The sequence below is a fragment of the Parablautia muri genome (assembly GCF_009917485.1).
GTDB lineage: Bacteria > Bacillota > Clostridia > Lachnospirales > Lachnospiraceae > Suilimivivens > Suilimivivens muri.
On sequence record NZ_QZDT01000024.1, the window covers coordinates 35,326 to 51,707 of the forward strand.

Genomic DNA, 16,382 nt, shown 5'->3' on the forward strand with positions numbered 1-16,382 from the left:
TCGTCAAATCTCCTTTCTGTCCACTGCTAACTGATACATTCCTTCAACATAAAATTCGTCAAAGCTGTCCACTGCTTTAAACTTCGGCATATATTCCGGTGGAATACTCTCTCCGCATTTTTTTTTGATACATTCCAGCATGCCCGGGCTAATCAGGGAACCTGTCAGGACGATTAGACCGGGATTTAGTAACACAATAATTGCACTCAGCGACTGTGCGATAAAGGGCATGCAGCGTTCAGGTTCCAGCATTGTTAATAGCTCTTTACGGCTTATATTGTATGGAAGAAATCCTGTCATACCGGCAAAGCAATTTGCGCCTTTTATAATCGTACCTTTATGAATCGTGACTGTCCCCGGAAGGATATGCTCTGGGAAATATGCCAGCGTAATCACTGCATCCTGATCGTCATGTTTCATATAATACCCATATGCTTTATGATGCATATCATTTTCAATCAAAACATTGATGTGAAACCTGTCTTCCAATTTTTCTTTAAGAGGCGTATTTTCCAGTTCCGGGATATCACAATGCCTTATAATCCCGTTTTCCGCTATGCTGGGGGTTCCGACAACAATACGGGTAATATTGGGAATCTGCCCAACACTTTTGGCAATTACTTTTTCAATTTCTTCATAATCTACATATTCAGGCATCTGCTTTTCGCGGAAAATAATACGCCCCACAGCGGAAAACACCAGCGTCTCAATAAAACGCCTTCCTTGCTCCATGTAAAAATGAACTGCCAGGTAGGATTCATGATCCTCCCTAATCCGGTAAAGAATGGAGCTTCTTCCCACTTCACCTGGAAGTTTGTCCCCTCCGAGGATAATTCCCTGCCTCTGCATATCGTTCAGCAGCGTATTACATGTGGCCACACTAAGCCCGGTCCCAATGGCTACCTGCTGCTTTGTGTATGTCCCTCCACCCAGCATAAGACGATAGATTGTTTTTTTGTTTTCTTTGCGTATGTCAGCTGAATTATTCATAGTTATACTCCCTGCATACCGCAAGCTATGCTTGCGATACTGCCACCAATAAAGAGTTTGGAGGTTTACTTCCAAGCTGCTTTTATTACAATAACCTGGCTCACGAAGCGTGACAGTGTTTATCCTCATTATTATAACCATTATAATAATCATTGTCAAATACAAAATCAGGGATTAATTGGCACTGTCTTTTTCCCAACATCTCCTTTATGATGCAAAAATGATGCAACACAGGTTTATAATAAATGTGTCTTATATACAGCAAAGGAAAAGGGGACAGACTATGGACAAACGATTAAAGTTCGGTATAAAAGCCATCATTTTTATTATAATGCTGCTTAGCATCCCACTAAGCAGTCACGCTTATATGGGTCAAAATAAAGATTACATTTTGACAGACGAAAAACCTGAGAATCTTGAAGAAACGCACTATCTTGAATTTGTCAGTAAAGAGACATACTCTGTTAAGGCCGGTGATACTCTCTGGGATATCTCTGAGTCTTATTGGGGCGATGGCACATATTATCAGAAGATCCTGGATGATAATGCGGATGTGGTCAGTATGCCGGAGCATCTCATGCCAGGCTCACAGCTCCAACTGGAGAAGACTCTGTACACAAAGGCTGGAATCGAAGATCATATTTCGCAGAATCAATTCAGGTATGACGTCATTGTAGGCAAAGATGCCTTTAAGCTTGAGGATTCCTATGGCAACAGAAATTTTAATTCTCCTTATTGGATCTATGCAAGTGTACCTTATGAAAATGACCTGAAGGAAGCAGACCCTTACGTACACTGGGAAGAATTTAAGGATGAGGTTCGCAGATGCAGCAAGAAAATCTGCGGGGAATTGGTGTCTGACCTTTCTTTTGAGAGATATCAGGTGACCGGCATAGGCAGTCTATGCGGCTATCATTTTACTTTTGATGCCGGAGACAAGGAATATATCATCATGGCTTATTTTTGTTATAACACGACCACCCAAAGCGAAGCCTTTGCCCTGTGTGAGAAGCAGCGCTGTACAAAAAGTATGCTTGGGTTAATCAGAGGAAAAACCTTCTATGCGGCAGTGCGCTTTTTAGACCCGGGGGTATATTACGTGAAAGCGCAGGATTATGTGGGCTCAGAGGATTGGAAATACCCACAGCTTCGGAATCCCTTCGTGAACGCCATGCAAAGGCTCTATTCGGGACCGCTATTGCAGGCAGAGGATTACCCGAATGATGATGTGATTAAGTGGAAGGCGCCGGAGCTTGAAAAACTGGTGCGGGAAGAACTGTCTAACCTGTGGCAGCTTACAGAGGAGGAAAAGCAGGCTTTCATGGAAAGAGATATGACAGCCGGTGATCTTGCGGGAATTGAGGAAATGGATCTTTCTTATTATTCCGTTGACAATGGCACCGAAGAAGAATACATGCGTGTGCAGCTAAACGGAAGTGCGAACAATGGGACGGATATAACCCTGTATCCGCCGGTAAAGGAACGGCTTCTTAACACCCTGGAGGATTTAAAGCACTTCCGTGAGCTGAAAAGTCTAAATGTCATACTGCGTACTCCCTGTATCACAAATTTATCCTGTATTGAAAACTTAACCGATTTAAGGGTTTTAAACCTGGATATCCAATCTGCCGATACACAGGTAGAGAATGTAGATTTTTTAGGAAAGCTTACAAAACTTCGTTCGCTGCGCATGGGCGGCTGGTATTGGAAGAAGCAATATAACGAATATTTTGAAGGAATCACAGATTTGTCCATACTCCGCAACTGTCCCCATCTGGCTTATCTGACACTAAAGACAGGCAATGTGGAAAGCTATGACTTTTTGGCGGATTTGCCTGAGATACACTATTTGTTTCTGTCCAGGATATGGGGCGAGAAAAATTTAGTGCCTGATGAGTCATTGCTTCCCAATGCCCGATTTATTGAAATATATGGAGAACAAGTACGTTTTGAAAATGGAGAGGGATATGATCCGCCTTATAACCTGCGTTAATCCATTTTGTGAGTTTTTACTGCTCTGTGTTTCTTGATGTCCACGTTATTTGGACATCTCTAAATTCTCTGTCTCAGACTCCACTGCCTCTCCGGCCAGTCGCATCAGTGCGGACTCCGATATTTTTCGTGAAGTGTCCGTACTGAGCCCCAAAAACGTCTGGTCATACCGTGAAAAAGTGATATTGACGATTTCTCCGTTCTTGCCAATGACATCCATCGTAATCGCTGGATCGTTTCCGGAATAGCCCTGGCAATTGTACTCAACCCTCTCTACCGGGCTATCCATCATCTTACACTCCTCCGTTTTCTTTTGGGCAAGCTCCGCATAGAGATGATAGTCTTTTTCCAGGGCCGAATCATAGCCAAGGGGGACGCTTACATCTAACTGTCTGCCATAGCAAATATCGAAAAGCTCTCCTGTCACAGCGTCTATCAAATAGTTCCATCTTGTGCTCTCAGGTGTTTGCTCCTTCTCAAACAGAACATCCCCTACCCAAAAAGCGCGGGGGAACGTTTCAGTTCCCGGAGAATAACTCATGTATACATAAGCGCCTTCCAAATCCAGTCCGTAAATATCTCGTAAATATTGGGCTCCTATTTCAGCTGCTTCTTCCATCGTCAAATCCGTATCCGTGGGCGTTCCGGTATTCAAACTATCCATACTTACGAAATAGTTTACTTCTTTTCCGCCTCCTTCCTCTTTTGTTTCGGACTTTGGCAATGATGTTTCAGGGATGTCCGAAACCTGATAGCTGGTCGGTACTTTCTCCACTTTTCCATTGTTCGCCGCCAGAGTTACCTCTCCCGCTGCATTAAAAAGGATAGTGCCTGCGCCAATTATGGCAAATGTTGCTGCTGCTAATTTTAAAATGTTCTTTTGTTTCATAGTGAAACTCCTTTCTGCTATTTGTTTTGACAGATACACTATAAAACCTTTCCGTATCAAAAAAGTATCCGAGTTATTACGGACTTGTAAAAAATTTATTTACCTAAAAATTTCTCTTTATACAGGAAAAGACAGCTTCACCCTTGTCCCTGCTCCCGGTTTGGAGATAAATGACATATCCGCATGATGAATCCGTATGATTTTCTCGCAGATAGCAAGTCCAAGCCCTGCTCCGCCTGCGGCGCGGCTGCGGGCCTTATCAATGCGATAAAAAGCCTCTGTGATATGGGATACCTGCTGCGCCTCCATACCAATCCCATGATCCTCCACTTCCACTACAATATTAGATTTCTCCGAATAAGCCAAAATACGGATTTCTTCTTCCTGCCCGCTTGCTTTTATTGCATTATCAATCAGATTATTTGTCAGTATCAGAAGCTGTTCCATGTTTCCCCTGACAATGTAATCGTCAGATAAATCATAAGTCAGCTTTACCCTCTTTTCCGCCGCCCTTAAATGCATGATCTTTTCTGACTGTATAAAAAGTTCTTTCAAAGAGCAGTCCCCGTCTTTCATTTCATCCCTGCCAAGTAATGCCATATTAAGAAGTTGATAAGCCATATTCTGGAGCCTTCCGCACTCTGACATGATAAACTGCGTACATTCATAACGTTCTTCTTCTGAACAAAGCGCCTTTTGAATATATTCCGCATATCCGTAAATTGCCGTCAGCGGAATTCGTAATTCATGGGAAAAATTGTCAATAAACTGCTGCTTTTGCTCCGCGGCATCCTCAAGCTGGCGAATCTGCGTTTCCACCTGCCCGGCCATAAGGTTAAAATTATGCGCTACACTGGAAATTTCATCCTTTCCATGTACCGGAATCCTGCTGCCATAATTTCCGTTTGCAATCTTGGCAGATGTACTGGAAATCTGCCTTAACGGACGAAATATAATATTCAAAAACTGAAACAGAAAAAACGACATCACAAGCATTGTCCCAGCGCCGGTAAGAAAAAGAATATTTTTCGTATGACGCCATGACCCAACGATATCGCTCAGATCCCCCATATACATCAGTCCGTAATCCTGCCACGGAGCCGGAAAACTGCCATAAACGCAAAGCACAGGGCGGTTCCCATTTTCCATATATACAAGCCTTTCCTGGTTGTATCCTGTATCCGGCAAACGTATCGTATTTTCTTCCGCCGCAAATGCAGGACTTTCGTAAATCCATTCCCCCAAAAAAGCCACCCCAAGTCCGTTTCCCTTTCCTTGCAGATACCGGGAATACAAACGCATCAGATTATCTATATTTTCTTCCACATTATTTCCCCTCTGTTCTAGCGCCTGCATATCTCCAATCAAAGAGGAAGCGATAACATAGTGCTCCGCCAGACATTTATCACGGAAAACAGAAAGTTTATCCTTAAGGATAATAATTGAAACCATCAGAATCATAGAATTGAGAAATACCATAAAGAGAACCAACGCAACAAAAAAAATCTTTTTTTTCATTCATGAACCTCCAAACGATATCCGAGCTTATATACTGTTCTGATATGCTTTTCCAAATGCAGTTTATGGCGCAGCCTTTGTATATGGACATCCACGGTACGGGTGCCTCCGTCAAAATCATATCCCCACACCATATCTAAAAGCCTTTCTCTGGAAAGGGCAATGTTACGGTTTCTGATTAATACCTCTAGCAGCTCATATTCTTTGGGCGTACATTCCACAGCTATTCCATTTAGGAAAACCTGGTGTCTGTTAAAATCACATTTCAAGTCACCCATTCTGAATTCTGTCTCAACTTTTTTTGTCCGCCGCAGTACTGCTTCCACCCTTGCCGCCAGTTCCAGCATCTGAAAAGGTTTTGTCAGATAATCATCCGCTCCCATAGCCAGTCCTTTCAGCTTATCCGTCAATTCACTTTTTGCTGTCAGAAAAATGGTCGGAGTCCCCAAGGCTCTTTCAAACACCTGATAACCGTCTAGTCCGGGCAGCATAATATCCAGTACAACCAAATCAAAACCTCCCTTTTCCAGCAAAGCAGCCGCAGATAGTCCATCAAAAGCCTGCGTGCAATGATGCCCTGTAAGGCTTAGATTTCTGCGTATCAATTCATTGATGGAAAGCTCGTCCTCCACAATCAGTATTTCAGCCAATTTTTATCCACTCCCTTTTCAAACTTTCATATTATAAAAAGTATACATCAGAAATGTTTCAAAATTGTAAAATTAATTTAATGTCTCTTTGATTTATTATACTACTTTTGGGTAATGCAGCAACCATTCTCCTTTTTCTTTCAGATTTACTTATAAAAATTTGCCCTTTTTTCCTTTTAAGATCAAGACTGTTCTGGCCTTCAATTTCGCTTTTTTTAGGTTCTGCCCAGGAACACTTTCAATTTGTCCTTCGGAAACCAACTGTAAATATTCTCTTTGTGATAAATGTAGTTTTTCTCTCACAGCAGAAGATATCCTGATGGGCAGGGAATACTGATTTTTTATTTCTACCTCTGTATCTTCACTGAATGAAAAGCGCTCTCCTAAAATTGAGTATTTTGGCAAACCTGCTTCCACACCATGGTTCTGTAAAAAACTGCTGTCCATGGCATATTGCTTCACTAGCTCCTTATCATTTTTACAAAATCCATCTAGCAAGGCTTGGGGAATGGCCTGTGGAACAACCCGGGAATAAACGTCTGCATTCCATGTGGTGTTGCAGCTTGAACATTTATAGATCAGCCAAACATCCAAACTTTTCCGCTGGGCATTTATCCTGAATTGCTCTGAGCAAACAAATACATTCTTTTTACCGCATTTCTTACAGTATTTTAATACTGGCAGCAAAGAAAGGCTTTGTATCTCCCAAGCTACTTTTTTCATCTTAATCCCCCATTCTTGCCAATGTCCTCAAATTTGGGTGAAAGCACAAATTTGTTGTGTGAAAAATTTATTTTTCACACGAACCTCCATGTGGCTGCTTCGCAGGCCGGCTAATAGATTCAAAAATCTGTAGAAAAATTGTAGCATTCCCTTTAGATTGCTCCCAACCTAATACTCTTTTCATAAGCAAATATAAGATAGCTGTCCATAAAGATAACAAGCACTGTCACGCTTCGCGAGAGAGCTTATTATAACAAAATGGACTGATATTTTATCATCCATATCAGCCCATTTTATTATTTATATTCTTTTTTTAACTGTCCGATAATTCTCTGAATACTTTTTAAGGATAAAAAATATTTGTCAGCCAGAAAATCCATGCTTTTCCCGGCCAGATAGTCATCATAAATACATTTGTTTCTATCCCGTAATTCCTGACGGGTGGAGGTTGCCGCACCCCAGCTTTTTTTGTGTTCCGAAACTCTGGGAATGTAAATAAATTCTCCATCGACATATTCCTGAACCTTCACAAGCAGTTCTTCCGGCAGAACATGTGTTGCTTTCTTATAGCCCATTTTGCACTCCTATGATAAACTTACTTTAAGGAACTGCAAGGCCTGCCACAACACTTATTCACATTTTAGTAATAAAGTTGCGATAGCCCTGCTTACGCAACCATAACGATAGGATTAAGCATAAATTCACCAGTCTCCTTTCTTTCAGCTTTATGGAATCTCTCTGCCCTAAGAAACTGTTAAAATTAACTTTACATTCTTTAACAGTTCCTAAAATATTAGCATAACATACACAATGATGAAACCTCATATTCCTTTATGAATTAAAAATGAGGACAAAAAGTATCAGTCCTACACATATCAATAAGCAAGCGCAGCTTCCAAATCAGCAATTAAATCCTCTGTGCCCTCCAGCCCGCAATGAATACGGATAATGTTCTGGCTTCCCCGAAGCTTTTTGCATTCTTCTTCTCCTGTTCTCGCATGGGGAAGGAATACAAGGCTTTCAAATCCTCCCCAAGATACACCAATTTTAAAGATATTCAGCCTCTCGGCCACCTTCGCTGCATCCTCTGTGCTTCCATCTATTTCAAAGCTTAATAATCCTGTATTTCCCTGTTGCTGGCGCTTCATCAGCTCATACTGGGGATGAGAAGGAAGTCCCGGATAATTTACCTTTCTCACCCTGGGGTGCTTGTCTAAAAACTCCGCCACTGCCATAGCGGTTTTTTGATGCTGCGCAATGCGGACTTCCATGGTGCGCAGTCCCCTTATCATCAGCCAGGCCTCCATAGGGCCCACAATTCCTCCAAAAAGCTCCCGGTTTTCCAAAAGCTTATGAAACAGTTCTTTATCCTTTACCGCCAACATTCCCCCAATGAGATCGCTGTGGCCCCCAATATACTTAGACGTGGTGTGCATGACAATGTCTGCGCCCAAATCCAGAGGCTGCTGGTAAATAGGAGTACAGTATGTATTATCAATGTATACCTTAGCCCCTGCCTTCTTGGCCAGTTCAGACACACCTCGGATATCCTGAAGGGAAAAGACCAGAGAAGACGGACTCTCCAGGATAATCAGATCGGTACGCTCAGTCATACTTTCCTCAAATTCCTCCAAACGGTCTCCCTCCACATATGTAACTGTTATGTTCATATGTTCCTTCGCATATCCATTCAGGAAGCTTTTTAGCGGCCCATAAGCGTTATGAATGCAAATCACATGGCTTCCTGTCTTGCAGACCGTAAGTACTGCTGCAGTAGCTGCCGCCATTCCGGAAGCATAAGCTAATGCGCCTACGCCGTGCTCTAATGCCCCTATTTTATCTTCCAGAATACGGACGGTAGGATTTTGCACCCTCCCGTAACAATATTTATGCTTGTCTCTCCGGTCAAAATCATAATAGTCGTCCAAGGTCTCAAATACATTCAGCGAATTCATAAAAACAGGCGGTACAATGGCATTGTAATAATGTTCATACTCCTCCCCATAGTGCGCTGCAATCAGCTTGCTGCTCTTTAAATATTGGTTCTGATCTGACATAGCCTTTTCTCCTTCAAGGTAAAATTATTTGCTGGATTTTGTAGCAATGTACCATTTGAGGTCATTCTTTGATTCTTATGATAACACCCTGATTGAAAAAAGCAACCCTAAAGCCATCCCTATCTTACATAAATGCCAGTAAGACACATATCCTCATTATATGTCAACCGATAAGTGGCACTTACGTTTTCATACGTAACAACAATCTCTCCTACTGCATAATGCCTGCTTCCTTGCACCAATTCCACCATATATACTGCGCCAAACTGTTTACGTTCTCCCCAATCATCGGACAGCAGTTTTTTTGCATCATTCATTGTTTCTGCATTTAATATGGATTCCATCTGCGGGATGGCGCCTTCCTGTAAAGCAGCATAATCTTCTGCATCCAATAGCGCTACTGTTTCTTTCATAGCAGCTTCTACCTGCTCCTTACTAAAATATTTGCTCTGCTCAATATCAAAACTTTTCGGCAGCATCCAAAATACAAATACTATCAGTAAAACCAATATCACAACGATAGGAATTACGATTTTCAGTACTTGATTCCTAACATATCGCTTCTGCTCCTCCAGCGGAATATTTTCGTTAAATCCCTCTGCAATTTCCTTTACCGTTCCCATCTGAGAAATAATATCTTCCAGCCGTTCCCCCTGCTTCAACCGCAGATGAATATCCATCAATAACTGCTTCTTAATCTCTTTTTTCTTTTCGCCATTACATTTTATTTTTCTTGCAATAGCCTTTACGTACCTCTCTGCATTCATTGCTTAATCCTCCATTATCTTCGATATCCCATCAGAAATCCGTTTCCAGACAGCTTCTATTTCATCTAGTGTTTTTTGCCCGGCTCGGGTAATTTCGTAATATTTTCTTGGCACCTGCTTCCCCTCGGCCTCGCTCCACCTGCTTACCACCAGCTTATCATCTTCCAGGCGATAGAGGACCGGATATAAAGTACCATCCTTTAATAAAAATGTTTCTTCGCTCTTTTCTTTCATCTCTTGAATAATTTGATATCCATATTTAGGTTCCGATTTCAGCAGTCTTAAGACGAGCATATCCAAGACGCCTTTCTTCATTTGTCGTTCATATTTATCATTCATACTTTACCTCATATACTTTGTATTACAAGGTATATTATAAAGCAAAAGTTTGATAAAGTCAACCGCTTAGCATATGCAGGGAAAACCCTTCCCTTACACTGGGAGATGATACCACCAAGATTTTTTTGAATACAAAGGACAATCTGCACGATGTTGATCCGTACAAACACCAAAGGCATGGTTCTCCCACAGCAAATTTCTACAGCCTCTAATAAAGAGAGGATTCTCATAAAGAATCCTCTCCATATTTGCATTGAACCCTCCATATTGCCGCTTTGCGGCAACTTAAATCCGAAGGAAGAATCCTTGTTTTCTAAGGCATCCTTCCAGATGCGCTGCTTTCGTTGTTCTTAAGCAGCGTTTTTTGGCCCTTAGAACTTATCTTCACGTTATTTTCTATTCCTTTTTCTTTGCTCCGCAGGATTTGCGTTTTCTTCCTGCTGCGCTTTTTTCTGTGGCTGCGCTTTCATTTTTAAGGCGTTTCTTTTATTTACGCTTTCTCTAAGCAGCGCATAGCAGGTCGACATCAGCGGAATAAACATCAGCATTCCACTAACCCCAAACAGGCTGCCACCTATACTGACAGCCATCAGCACCCAGATTGAAGGAAGTCCTACGGAATTTCCCACCACCTTAGGATAAATCAGGTTTCCTTCTATTTGCTGCAGCACCAGAAACATCACTACAAACCAAAGAGCCTGTAAGGGATTGTTCATCAGAATCAGGAAGGCCCCCACCGCACACCCAATAAAAGCTCCCACAATGGGAATCAATGCCGTAATTGCAATCAATACTCCGACCACAAGCGCATAGGGCATACCGGCAATAGACATACAAACAACAAACATGGATCCTAAAATCACCGCCTCAAGGCATTGTCCTGTAATAAAACTACTAAAGTTTTTGTACAAAAGGCTGCAAATTTCTAATACCTTATCCCCTATACTCATCGGCAAATAGGCTGAAATGATTCTTTTTCCCTGATTTGAAAGCCGCTCCTTCTGGGAAAGAATGTATAAGGCAAAGACAAAGGCAATCACGCCGTTTACTACGCCGGAAATAATGCTGCCTGCTACGGTAAATGTAGAATTTATCATATTTCCTGCGCCATTTTTCAAAAAGGAAATGATACTTGCCACGATACTATCCCAATTCATTTCCATTGATTCCAATTGCTTTATCCAGTCCATAAGAATTGGCTCGTTCTTCGCCAGCTCCTCGAACTGATCCAACATGCTATCCATAAAAGCAGGAATTTTCTTTCCAATTTCCGAGACAGTCAGTGCCATCTGTGGCAGCACCATTCCAAAAACAATCGCAAAGACAAGCACAATCATCACAATGGAAAGCACCATGCTCAAAGGCCTTTTCAGCTTCTTTGCCGCCTTCCCCTTCCAGCCTTTTAGAAGCTTTTCCTCTATTGCTTTCATCAGAATATTTAAAATGAAAGCAACCACTCCGCCATAAAGAAATGGTTTCAAAATATCCACTAAAAAAGCTGCGCCTGAAAATATCTTTTCACTGTAAATGATCCCCAGCACTAAAAGAGCTGCTAATAGCATCAAGTTTCTAATCTGCCTTATTTTCTCCTTATTAAAGCCCATTCTGTGTACCTCCGTAAATGCAACTGTTCTTATTACTATTCCTTGATAGAATATTAGACTCTTTTTATCATTTATTCAACCCTAAATCATTAACCAATACATTCATTTTTATTTCAATGTTACTATGAATGGCCTAAGCTGTTACTTATTGCCACCACTCTTTTTCTTGTGATATACTATAAAGGCAATTTCCCGAATTCATCAACCTAATCCTATAAGCTTATAGGCATATAAACCGTATATGATTTCGTTCATTTCCAAAAAATAAATAATCAGAAAGGCTGTTAATATGCTAAATCCGGACAAATATAATCAAATTTTAGATGCGCTTCAAAGTCTTTTAAAAGACAAAGATATCCGCAAAATCTCTGTCAGCGAAATCGCCCAGACAGCAGGCATAGGTAAGGGAAGTATTTATTATTATTTCCCCTCCAAAGAAGCGATTTTAGAAGCCTTAATAGAACGGAATTATGAAACCACATTAAGCACGGCCAAAGCTTTAGCCAAGCAGCGGGAGGTTTCCCCCTTCACGCGGATGGCTATGCTCTTTCAGGCTTGCCGAAATTCTTCCGGGGCATTTTTAAATCAGGATACAACGGTTGCCGGAATCAGCACAAAAGACATGCTTCTTTTACACCATAAATATTTAAACTATTTAATCACGGAGCTTAAGCCTGAGCTGGCACTGATCATTCAGCAGGGAATTGAAACTGGTGATATCCATTTTGACCATCCCGCCGCTTTGGCAGAAATTGTATTGATTGTTCTTGCAATAAAGCTGGACAACTCGCTGATTCCCTCCTCATCGGAAGAAATTGAAAATACTATTCTGGGGCTGATTTCCTTGTTGGAAAAAGGAACCGAAAACCCTGCTGGGTCTTTAAATTTTCTTATGGCCATATAACGTCAACAACCCCGCTGCAAGCAGCGTAGCATCAAATTTGCAAGGCTGCAAGGCAACGGGGTTTGGTTCACAAATTCTTAAATATCAACTAAAGAACTGTTAAAGTTAATTCTTAACAGTTCCTTAAACTCTCATCAAGAGAATGTATGTACTCCATAACCTGTCTTTCCAAATCTTCTTTCGTCCCATCATTCACAATATAATGATCCGCAATTGCAATGGGCCCGCCCTTTTCAAGATTTTCAATTTCTGCTATATCACGCCCTGTGGCTTCGTCCACACTGAGCGGGCGCACCGGTCTGTTTTCAAGTCTGTCATACCGGTCTTTTCGATCCGAAATAATACACAATATCGTCAGCACATCCCCTAAATTTTCCCGCAGGTATTTATACTCAGACCAGGAATAGAGCCCATCCACAACTACATTCCCTTTCGAGAGCAGCTCTTTTATCCTGGGAAGCAGCTTCACCGCATATGCAGCCTGTCCATACTTTTCCCTTAATTCTTCCCGGACCATCCTTTCATTGTCTGGCGTAATCTCCATTCCTCTTTCCTCTAAGGTGTCAAGTGTAACGCCTCCGAAATATACTTTTTCCCAATTGTCAGCAACAAACAAATCTGTGGCTACGGATTTACCGGAGCCACACATTCCTACCACAGCAACAACTCTGTTCATTTATTCTACCTCTCTTATTGACACATCATAACAGTTTGGAGAATCCAAACTGCTACACATCTTCCTTCGGTTTCTTAAGTCTGATGGAATCCATATCCTGGACCAACTCTGTAGCCCGCTCCACGTCAGCCTCATTAATTCGAACCGTAAACATACTTTTTTCTTTTCTCTTTTCTCCTCCAAAAAGCCTGGAGAAGAAGGAACGTTCCTGCCATTCTATAAAATAAGATATTCTGTTTTCCAAAAAAACCTTCTCCAGCTTTTCCTTGCTGTCCATGCTATATCCTCTGCAAAAGGACACCTCCCTGTTAAACGTGATTGAATCGAAAGAAAGTGATGTCATACTGGTTCTCCACTCTTCTCAGCCCGAACTTAAATGTATGTGTAATTAAATATCATATACAAACAAACTCAGACGTGAAATTTTTACATACTCAATTATGTTAACTAAATGTATTATAATTCATTCTCCTCAATTTTTTCAACAAAAAAATGAAATTTCTTTACTTACAATTTTTTTCCGAAAGAAATTGCCAAACGCCTGTTACAACTTATTATACAATCTTCCAAAAAAGAGTTGACAAAATATGCCCTCAATGATATTATAAAATGCGTGGTTTACAAATAATCATTTCGGGGTGTGGCTCAGGTGGTAGAGCGCTACTTTAGGGAAGTAGAGGCCGCAAGTTCAAGTCTTGTCACTCCGATTACTTAAAAGCCTTTTAAAATGCGGTATTTGAGGTATTCAAGCATTTTAGGGCTTTTTTGTTACAATACGCTGGATACAGCGTTTGTTATACCCCTATTTCTTTGCTGTGAGCTGTTTCTTTTAACAATTCGTTTTGGACTGCTCCTACTTACAATACCGCCACAGAGAGTCCTGTTTATTGGTATCATGCAGTCGTTTATTAGACAAGTTCCCTTTTACACAGACAGGCTGGCCAAGCGGCCAGCCTGTCTAAAACTTATTCTTTATAGTGCCTCCAACAGGCTAAGCAGATAATGCCATACTCTTTCTGTAGATGAAATACAAAGTCCTTCCTCTGCCGTATGGATATTTCTCATATCCGGTCCTATGGACACACAGTCTAATCCCGGTATTTTATGTGCCAGCAGGCCGCATTCCACGCCCGCATGAATTGCTTTCACCACAGGCTCCTCATGATACATTTCTCTATATATCTCCACCATTTTATCGCGAAGAGGGGATTCCTTCTTATACGCCCATCCGGGATAATCACCGGTCACTTCCATCTCAGCGCCTGCCAGGTACGCCATACTTTTCAGTTTCCCAATCAAAGCCTTTTTAGAGCTTTCCAAAGAGCTGCGCACGGATATCCCTACATGGATGCAGCCTTCCTCTGTACTGAGAAGTCCCGGGTTTAAGGATGTTTCCACCAGCCCTTCCATAGCACTGCTCATAGCCTGAACGCCGTAAGGAATGCTGTTTAAAAGGCAGATTGCCTTTTGGCTGTCCTGTTCTCCTATTACCATATCCTCCGCCAGTTTAGCGGAAACCACTTCCAGCTTCACATCCTTATCCTTGTCAGAAAGCTCACTTTTAAATTCCCTTCCTAACTTCTCGCAAGTATGGCGCAGCAGTGCAACACATCCCTGCTCTGAAAATTCTCCCTGCATGATTTTATATCTGTTATCCCCATTTTCATATCCGGTAATCAGAATACGCGCTTTGGCGTAAGCGGGAATTGCGTTATCCGCAACGCCTCCCTCAAGATCTTTTATACAGATATCCAGTCTTTCAGAAAGCTTAAAAAGTGTTCTGCCAAGCAAACATATGGCATTACCGCGTTCTTTCTTGATTTCCTCTCCGGAATGCCCGCCTTTTAAACCGCTCACACAAATTTCACATAAAATGCCTTTTCGTTTTTGGGTTTCATGGTCAAGATTTATATTGACCCTTGCGCCGCCTGCACAGCCTGAGAGAAAGATTCCTTCTTCCTCCGAATCTAAATTAATCAACCGTTTTGCTTTAAGAGGGGCCACGTCAAGCGCTCTCGCACCATCCATCCCCACTTCTTCGTCCACTGTAAAGACCAGCTCGATCCTGGGGTGCTTATACTTATTGCTGTCTAAAAGTGCCAGACCATAAGCCACTGCGATTCCATCATCACCGCCAAGGCTGGTGCCGTCAGCCATCAGCCAGTCGCCTTCCACGAAAAGCTTTAGTCCTTCCTTTGTCATATCAATCGGACAGTCCGGCTTTTTTACCGCCACCATGTCCATATGTCCCTGCAGCATAACAGGAGCATGGTCTTCATAGCCGGGAGTAGCATCCTTAATAATAATGACGTTACCTATCCCATCCTGATAATGTTCCAAATCCCGCTGTCTGGCAAACCGTGCCAGATAACTGCTGATCCCATCGGTATTTCCCGATCCATGCGGCATTGAACATATTTCCTCAAAGAAATAAAACACATCCCCGGGTTCCAAATTACTTCGTGCTCTCATACTGTCCCTCCCTTAAGAAAAAAGACCTTATCATACGAATAAGGTCTCCGGTTCTTTTGTAACGATATGCAAGCTTTTCAAAAAATGTGACTGCGTTTAATTTATCTAAGGTCAGCCCGCAATGAATCCATATAACATTTATTCATTGACTAAGCAAGCTTGCTCTTTGCAACTTCTGCCAGTGCCTTAAAGCTCTCTGCATCATTTACTGCCATCTCAGCAAGCATTTTTCTGTTGATCTCCACCTCTGCAAGCTTAAGCCCATACATAAACTTACTGTATGATAAACCGTTTAATCTGGCAGCCGCATTGATACGCGCAATCCAAAGTCTTCTAAACTGACGCTTTCTCTCCTTACGTCCGGCATAGGAAGTAGCTAACGCTCTCATTACGGACTGCTTTGCCACTCTATACTGCTTGCTCCTTGCTCCTCTGTAGCCCTTCGCAAGCTTTAATACTCTATTGTGTTTTCTTCTGGCATTCATACCGCCTTTAATTCTTGCCATATCTAATCCTCCTTAAACTGATAAATGTCTCTGAAATCTAAATCAAATAAACCTCATATTTGCCTATCTCTTTTATAAATAAGGCATAACCTTCTTCATGTTCTTAACATTTGTCTGATCGGTGATAGCAGGTTTCCTTAAATTCCTTTTCCTCTTGGCCGTCTTCTTGGTTAAAATATGGCTTTTATAAGCTTTACTTCTCTTTAATTTACCTGTTCCTGTAGCTTTAAAACGCTTTGCAGCTGCTCTTTTTGTTTTCATTTTAGGCATAACTGATTCCTCCTGTATATTAATA

At 41.7% G+C, this 16,382-nt stretch carries 17 protein-coding genes and 1 tRNA gene; 3 read left to right on the forward strand and 15 right to left on the reverse strand.

What is annotated here, in order from left to right; translation table 11 throughout:
* Positions 1-3 precede the first annotated feature (3 nt).
* Positions 4-990, reverse strand: a complete 987-nt coding sequence (locus D5281_RS14480; protein WP_160560842.1) for an ROK family protein — start codon at positions 988-990, stop codon at positions 4-6.
* Positions 991-1,273: 283 nt separating this feature from the next.
* Here D5281_RS14480 and D5281_RS14485 point away from each other — a divergent pair, with 283 nt between their 5' ends.
* Positions 1,274-2,983 (forward strand): LysM peptidoglycan-binding domain-containing protein, encoded by a 1,710-nt coding sequence (locus D5281_RS14485; RefSeq protein WP_160560843.1) that lies wholly within the window; start codon positions 1,274-1,276, stop codon positions 2,981-2,983.
* Between the two features lie 45 nt (positions 2,984-3,028).
* On the opposite strand, the gene D5281_RS14490 is transcribed toward D5281_RS14485, so the two are convergent.
* The 9 genes from D5281_RS14490 to D5281_RS14530 all read right to left on the reverse strand — a co-directional run bounded on the left by D5281_RS14490 (position 3,029) and on the right by D5281_RS14530 (position 11,529).
* Positions 3,029-3,871, reverse strand: coding sequence for a hypothetical protein (locus D5281_RS14490; RefSeq protein WP_160560844.1), 843 nt, complete (start codon positions 3,869-3,871; stop codon positions 3,029-3,031).
* Between the two features lie 117 nt (positions 3,872-3,988).
* Positions 3,989-5,389 (reverse strand): HAMP domain-containing sensor histidine kinase, encoded by a 1,401-nt coding sequence (locus D5281_RS14495; RefSeq protein ID WP_160560845.1) that lies wholly within the window; start codon positions 5,387-5,389, stop codon positions 3,989-3,991.
* Entirely contained in the window at positions 5,386-6,039 is a 654-nt protein-coding gene (locus D5281_RS14500) for a response regulator transcription factor (RefSeq protein ID WP_160560846.1), read from the reverse strand. Before D5281_RS14500 ends, D5281_RS14495 begins: the two co-directional genes overlap by 4 nt.
* 150 nt (positions 6,040-6,189) lie before the next feature.
* Positions 6,190-6,762 carry a DUF1062 domain-containing protein gene (locus D5281_RS14505; RefSeq protein ID WP_160560847.1) on the reverse strand — a complete coding sequence of 191 codons (573 nt, stop codon included), beginning with the start codon at positions 6,760-6,762 and terminating at the stop codon, positions 6,190-6,192.
* A 296-nt stretch (positions 6,763-7,058) separates the two neighbouring features.
* Positions 7,059-7,337 carry a CD3324 family protein gene (locus D5281_RS14510; protein WP_160560848.1) on the reverse strand — a complete coding sequence of 93 codons (279 nt, stop codon included), beginning with the start codon at positions 7,335-7,337 and terminating at the stop codon, positions 7,059-7,061.
* 300 nt (positions 7,338-7,637) lie between these two features.
* Positions 7,638-8,819: a trans-sulfuration enzyme family protein gene (locus D5281_RS14515; protein WP_160560849.1), complete on the reverse strand. Its 1,182-nt coding sequence runs from the start codon at positions 8,817-8,819 to the stop codon at positions 7,638-7,640.
* A gap of 119 nt (positions 8,820-8,938) precedes the next feature.
* Positions 8,939-9,586: a DUF3887 domain-containing protein gene (locus D5281_RS14520; protein WP_160560850.1), complete on the reverse strand. Its 648-nt coding sequence runs from the start codon at positions 9,584-9,586 to the stop codon at positions 8,939-8,941.
* Between the two features lie 3 nt (positions 9,587-9,589).
* The gene (locus tag D5281_RS14525) at positions 9,590-9,925 is read right to left on the reverse strand and encodes a PadR family transcriptional regulator (protein WP_160560851.1); all 336 of its coding nucleotides are present in this window, start codon (positions 9,923-9,925) and stop codon (positions 9,590-9,592) included.
* Between the two features lie 389 nt (positions 9,926-10,314).
* Positions 10,315-11,529: an AI-2E family transporter gene (locus D5281_RS14530; protein WP_160560852.1), complete on the reverse strand. Its 1,215-nt coding sequence runs from the start codon at positions 11,527-11,529 to the stop codon at positions 10,315-10,317.
* Positions 11,530-11,818: 289 nt separating this feature from the next.
* Between D5281_RS14530 and D5281_RS14535 the strand changes: the two genes are divergently transcribed.
* Positions 11,819-12,433: a TetR/AcrR family transcriptional regulator gene (locus D5281_RS14535; protein ID WP_160560853.1), complete on the forward strand. Its 615-nt coding sequence runs from the start codon at positions 11,819-11,821 to the stop codon at positions 12,431-12,433.
* A gap of 112 nt (positions 12,434-12,545) precedes the next feature.
* Here the strand turns inward: D5281_RS14535 and D5281_RS14540 are convergent, their stop codons facing one another.
* Both D5281_RS14540 and D5281_RS14545 read right to left on the reverse strand, forming a co-directional pair.
* Positions 12,546-13,109 (reverse strand): AAA family ATPase, encoded by a 564-nt coding sequence (locus tag D5281_RS14540; protein WP_160560854.1) that lies wholly within the window; start codon positions 13,107-13,109, stop codon positions 12,546-12,548.
* A gap of 52 nt (positions 13,110-13,161) precedes the next feature.
* Positions 13,162-13,452 (reverse strand): hypothetical protein, encoded by a 291-nt coding sequence (locus tag D5281_RS14545; RefSeq protein WP_160560855.1) that lies wholly within the window; start codon positions 13,450-13,452, stop codon positions 13,162-13,164.
* A gap of 291 nt (positions 13,453-13,743) precedes the next feature.
* Between D5281_RS14545 and D5281_RS14550 the strand changes: the two genes are divergently transcribed.
* Positions 13,744-13,816, forward strand: a tRNA-Pro gene (locus tag D5281_RS14550).
* 265 nt (positions 13,817-14,081) lie between these two features.
* Here D5281_RS14550 and D5281_RS14555 read toward each other — a convergent pair.
* The 3 genes from D5281_RS14555 to rpmI all read right to left on the reverse strand — a co-directional run bounded on the left by D5281_RS14555 (position 14,082) and on the right by rpmI (position 16,357).
* Positions 14,082-15,581 carry an aminoacyl-histidine dipeptidase gene (locus tag D5281_RS14555; protein WP_160560856.1) on the reverse strand — a complete coding sequence of 500 codons (1,500 nt, stop codon included), beginning with the start codon at positions 15,579-15,581 and terminating at the stop codon, positions 14,082-14,084.
* A 149-nt stretch (positions 15,582-15,730) separates the two neighbouring features.
* On the reverse strand, positions 15,731-16,087 hold the full coding sequence (gene rplT / locus D5281_RS14560) for a 50S ribosomal protein L20 (protein ID WP_160560857.1): 357 nt from the start codon (positions 16,085-16,087) through the stop codon (positions 15,731-15,733).
* A gap of 72 nt (positions 16,088-16,159) precedes the next feature.
* Positions 16,160-16,357, reverse strand: coding sequence for a 50S ribosomal protein L35 (rpmI, locus tag D5281_RS14565; RefSeq protein ID WP_160560858.1), 198 nt, complete (start codon positions 16,355-16,357; stop codon positions 16,160-16,162).
* Positions 16,358-16,382 lie beyond the last annotated feature (25 nt).

What these genes read in the sequence shown, in the direction of transcription:
- D5281_RS14480 (WP_160560842.1), bottom strand. Translation starts at nt 990, where the DNA reads ATGAATAATTCAGCTGACATACGCAAAGAAAACAAAAAAACAATCTAT.
- D5281_RS14485 (WP_160560843.1), top strand. Translation starts at nt 1,274, where the DNA reads ATGGACAAACGATTAAAGTTCGGTATAAAAGCCATCATTTTTATTATA.
- D5281_RS14490 (WP_160560844.1), bottom strand. Translation starts at nt 3,871, where the DNA reads ATGAAACAAAAGAACATTTTAAAATTAGCAGCAGCAACATTTGCCATA.
- D5281_RS14495 (WP_160560845.1), bottom strand. Translation starts at nt 5,389, where the DNA reads ATGAAAAAAAAGATTTTTTTTGTTGCGTTGGTTCTCTTTATGGTATTT.
- D5281_RS14505 (WP_160560847.1), bottom strand. Translation starts at nt 6,762, where the DNA reads ATGAAAAAAGTAGCTTGGGAGATACAAAGCCTTTCTTTGCTGCCAGTA.
- D5281_RS14510 (WP_160560848.1), bottom strand. Translation starts at nt 7,337, where the DNA reads ATGGGCTATAAGAAAGCAACACATGTTCTGCCGGAAGAACTGCTTGTG.
- D5281_RS14515 (WP_160560849.1), bottom strand. Translation starts at nt 8,819, where the DNA reads ATGTCAGATCAGAACCAATATTTAAAGAGCAGCAAGCTGATTGCAGCG.
- D5281_RS14520 (WP_160560850.1), bottom strand. Translation starts at nt 9,586, where the DNA reads ATGAATGCAGAGAGGTACGTAAAGGCTATTGCAAGAAAAATAAAATGT.
- D5281_RS14525 (WP_160560851.1), bottom strand. Translation starts at nt 9,925, where the DNA reads ATGAATGATAAATATGAACGACAAATGAAGAAAGGCGTCTTGGATATG.
- D5281_RS14530 (WP_160560852.1), bottom strand. Translation starts at nt 11,529, where the DNA reads ATGGGCTTTAATAAGGAGAAAATAAGGCAGATTAGAAACTTGATGCTA.
- D5281_RS14535 (WP_160560853.1), top strand. Translation starts at nt 11,819, where the DNA reads ATGCTAAATCCGGACAAATATAATCAAATTTTAGATGCGCTTCAAAGT.
- D5281_RS14540 (WP_160560854.1), bottom strand. Translation starts at nt 13,109, where the DNA reads ATGAACAGAGTTGTTGCTGTGGTAGGAATGTGTGGCTCCGGTAAATCC.
- D5281_RS14545 (WP_160560855.1), bottom strand. Translation starts at nt 13,452, where the DNA reads ATGACATCACTTTCTTTCGATTCAATCACGTTTAACAGGGAGGTGTCC.
- D5281_RS14555 (WP_160560856.1), bottom strand. Translation starts at nt 15,581, where the DNA reads ATGAGAGCACGAAGTAATTTGGAACCCGGGGATGTGTTTTATTTCTTT.
- rplT (WP_160560857.1), bottom strand. Translation starts at nt 16,087, where the DNA reads ATGGCAAGAATTAAAGGCGGTATGAATGCCAGAAGAAAACACAATAGA.
- rpmI (WP_160560858.1), bottom strand. Translation starts at nt 16,357, where the DNA reads ATGCCTAAAATGAAAACAAAAAGAGCAGCTGCAAAGCGTTTTAAAGCT.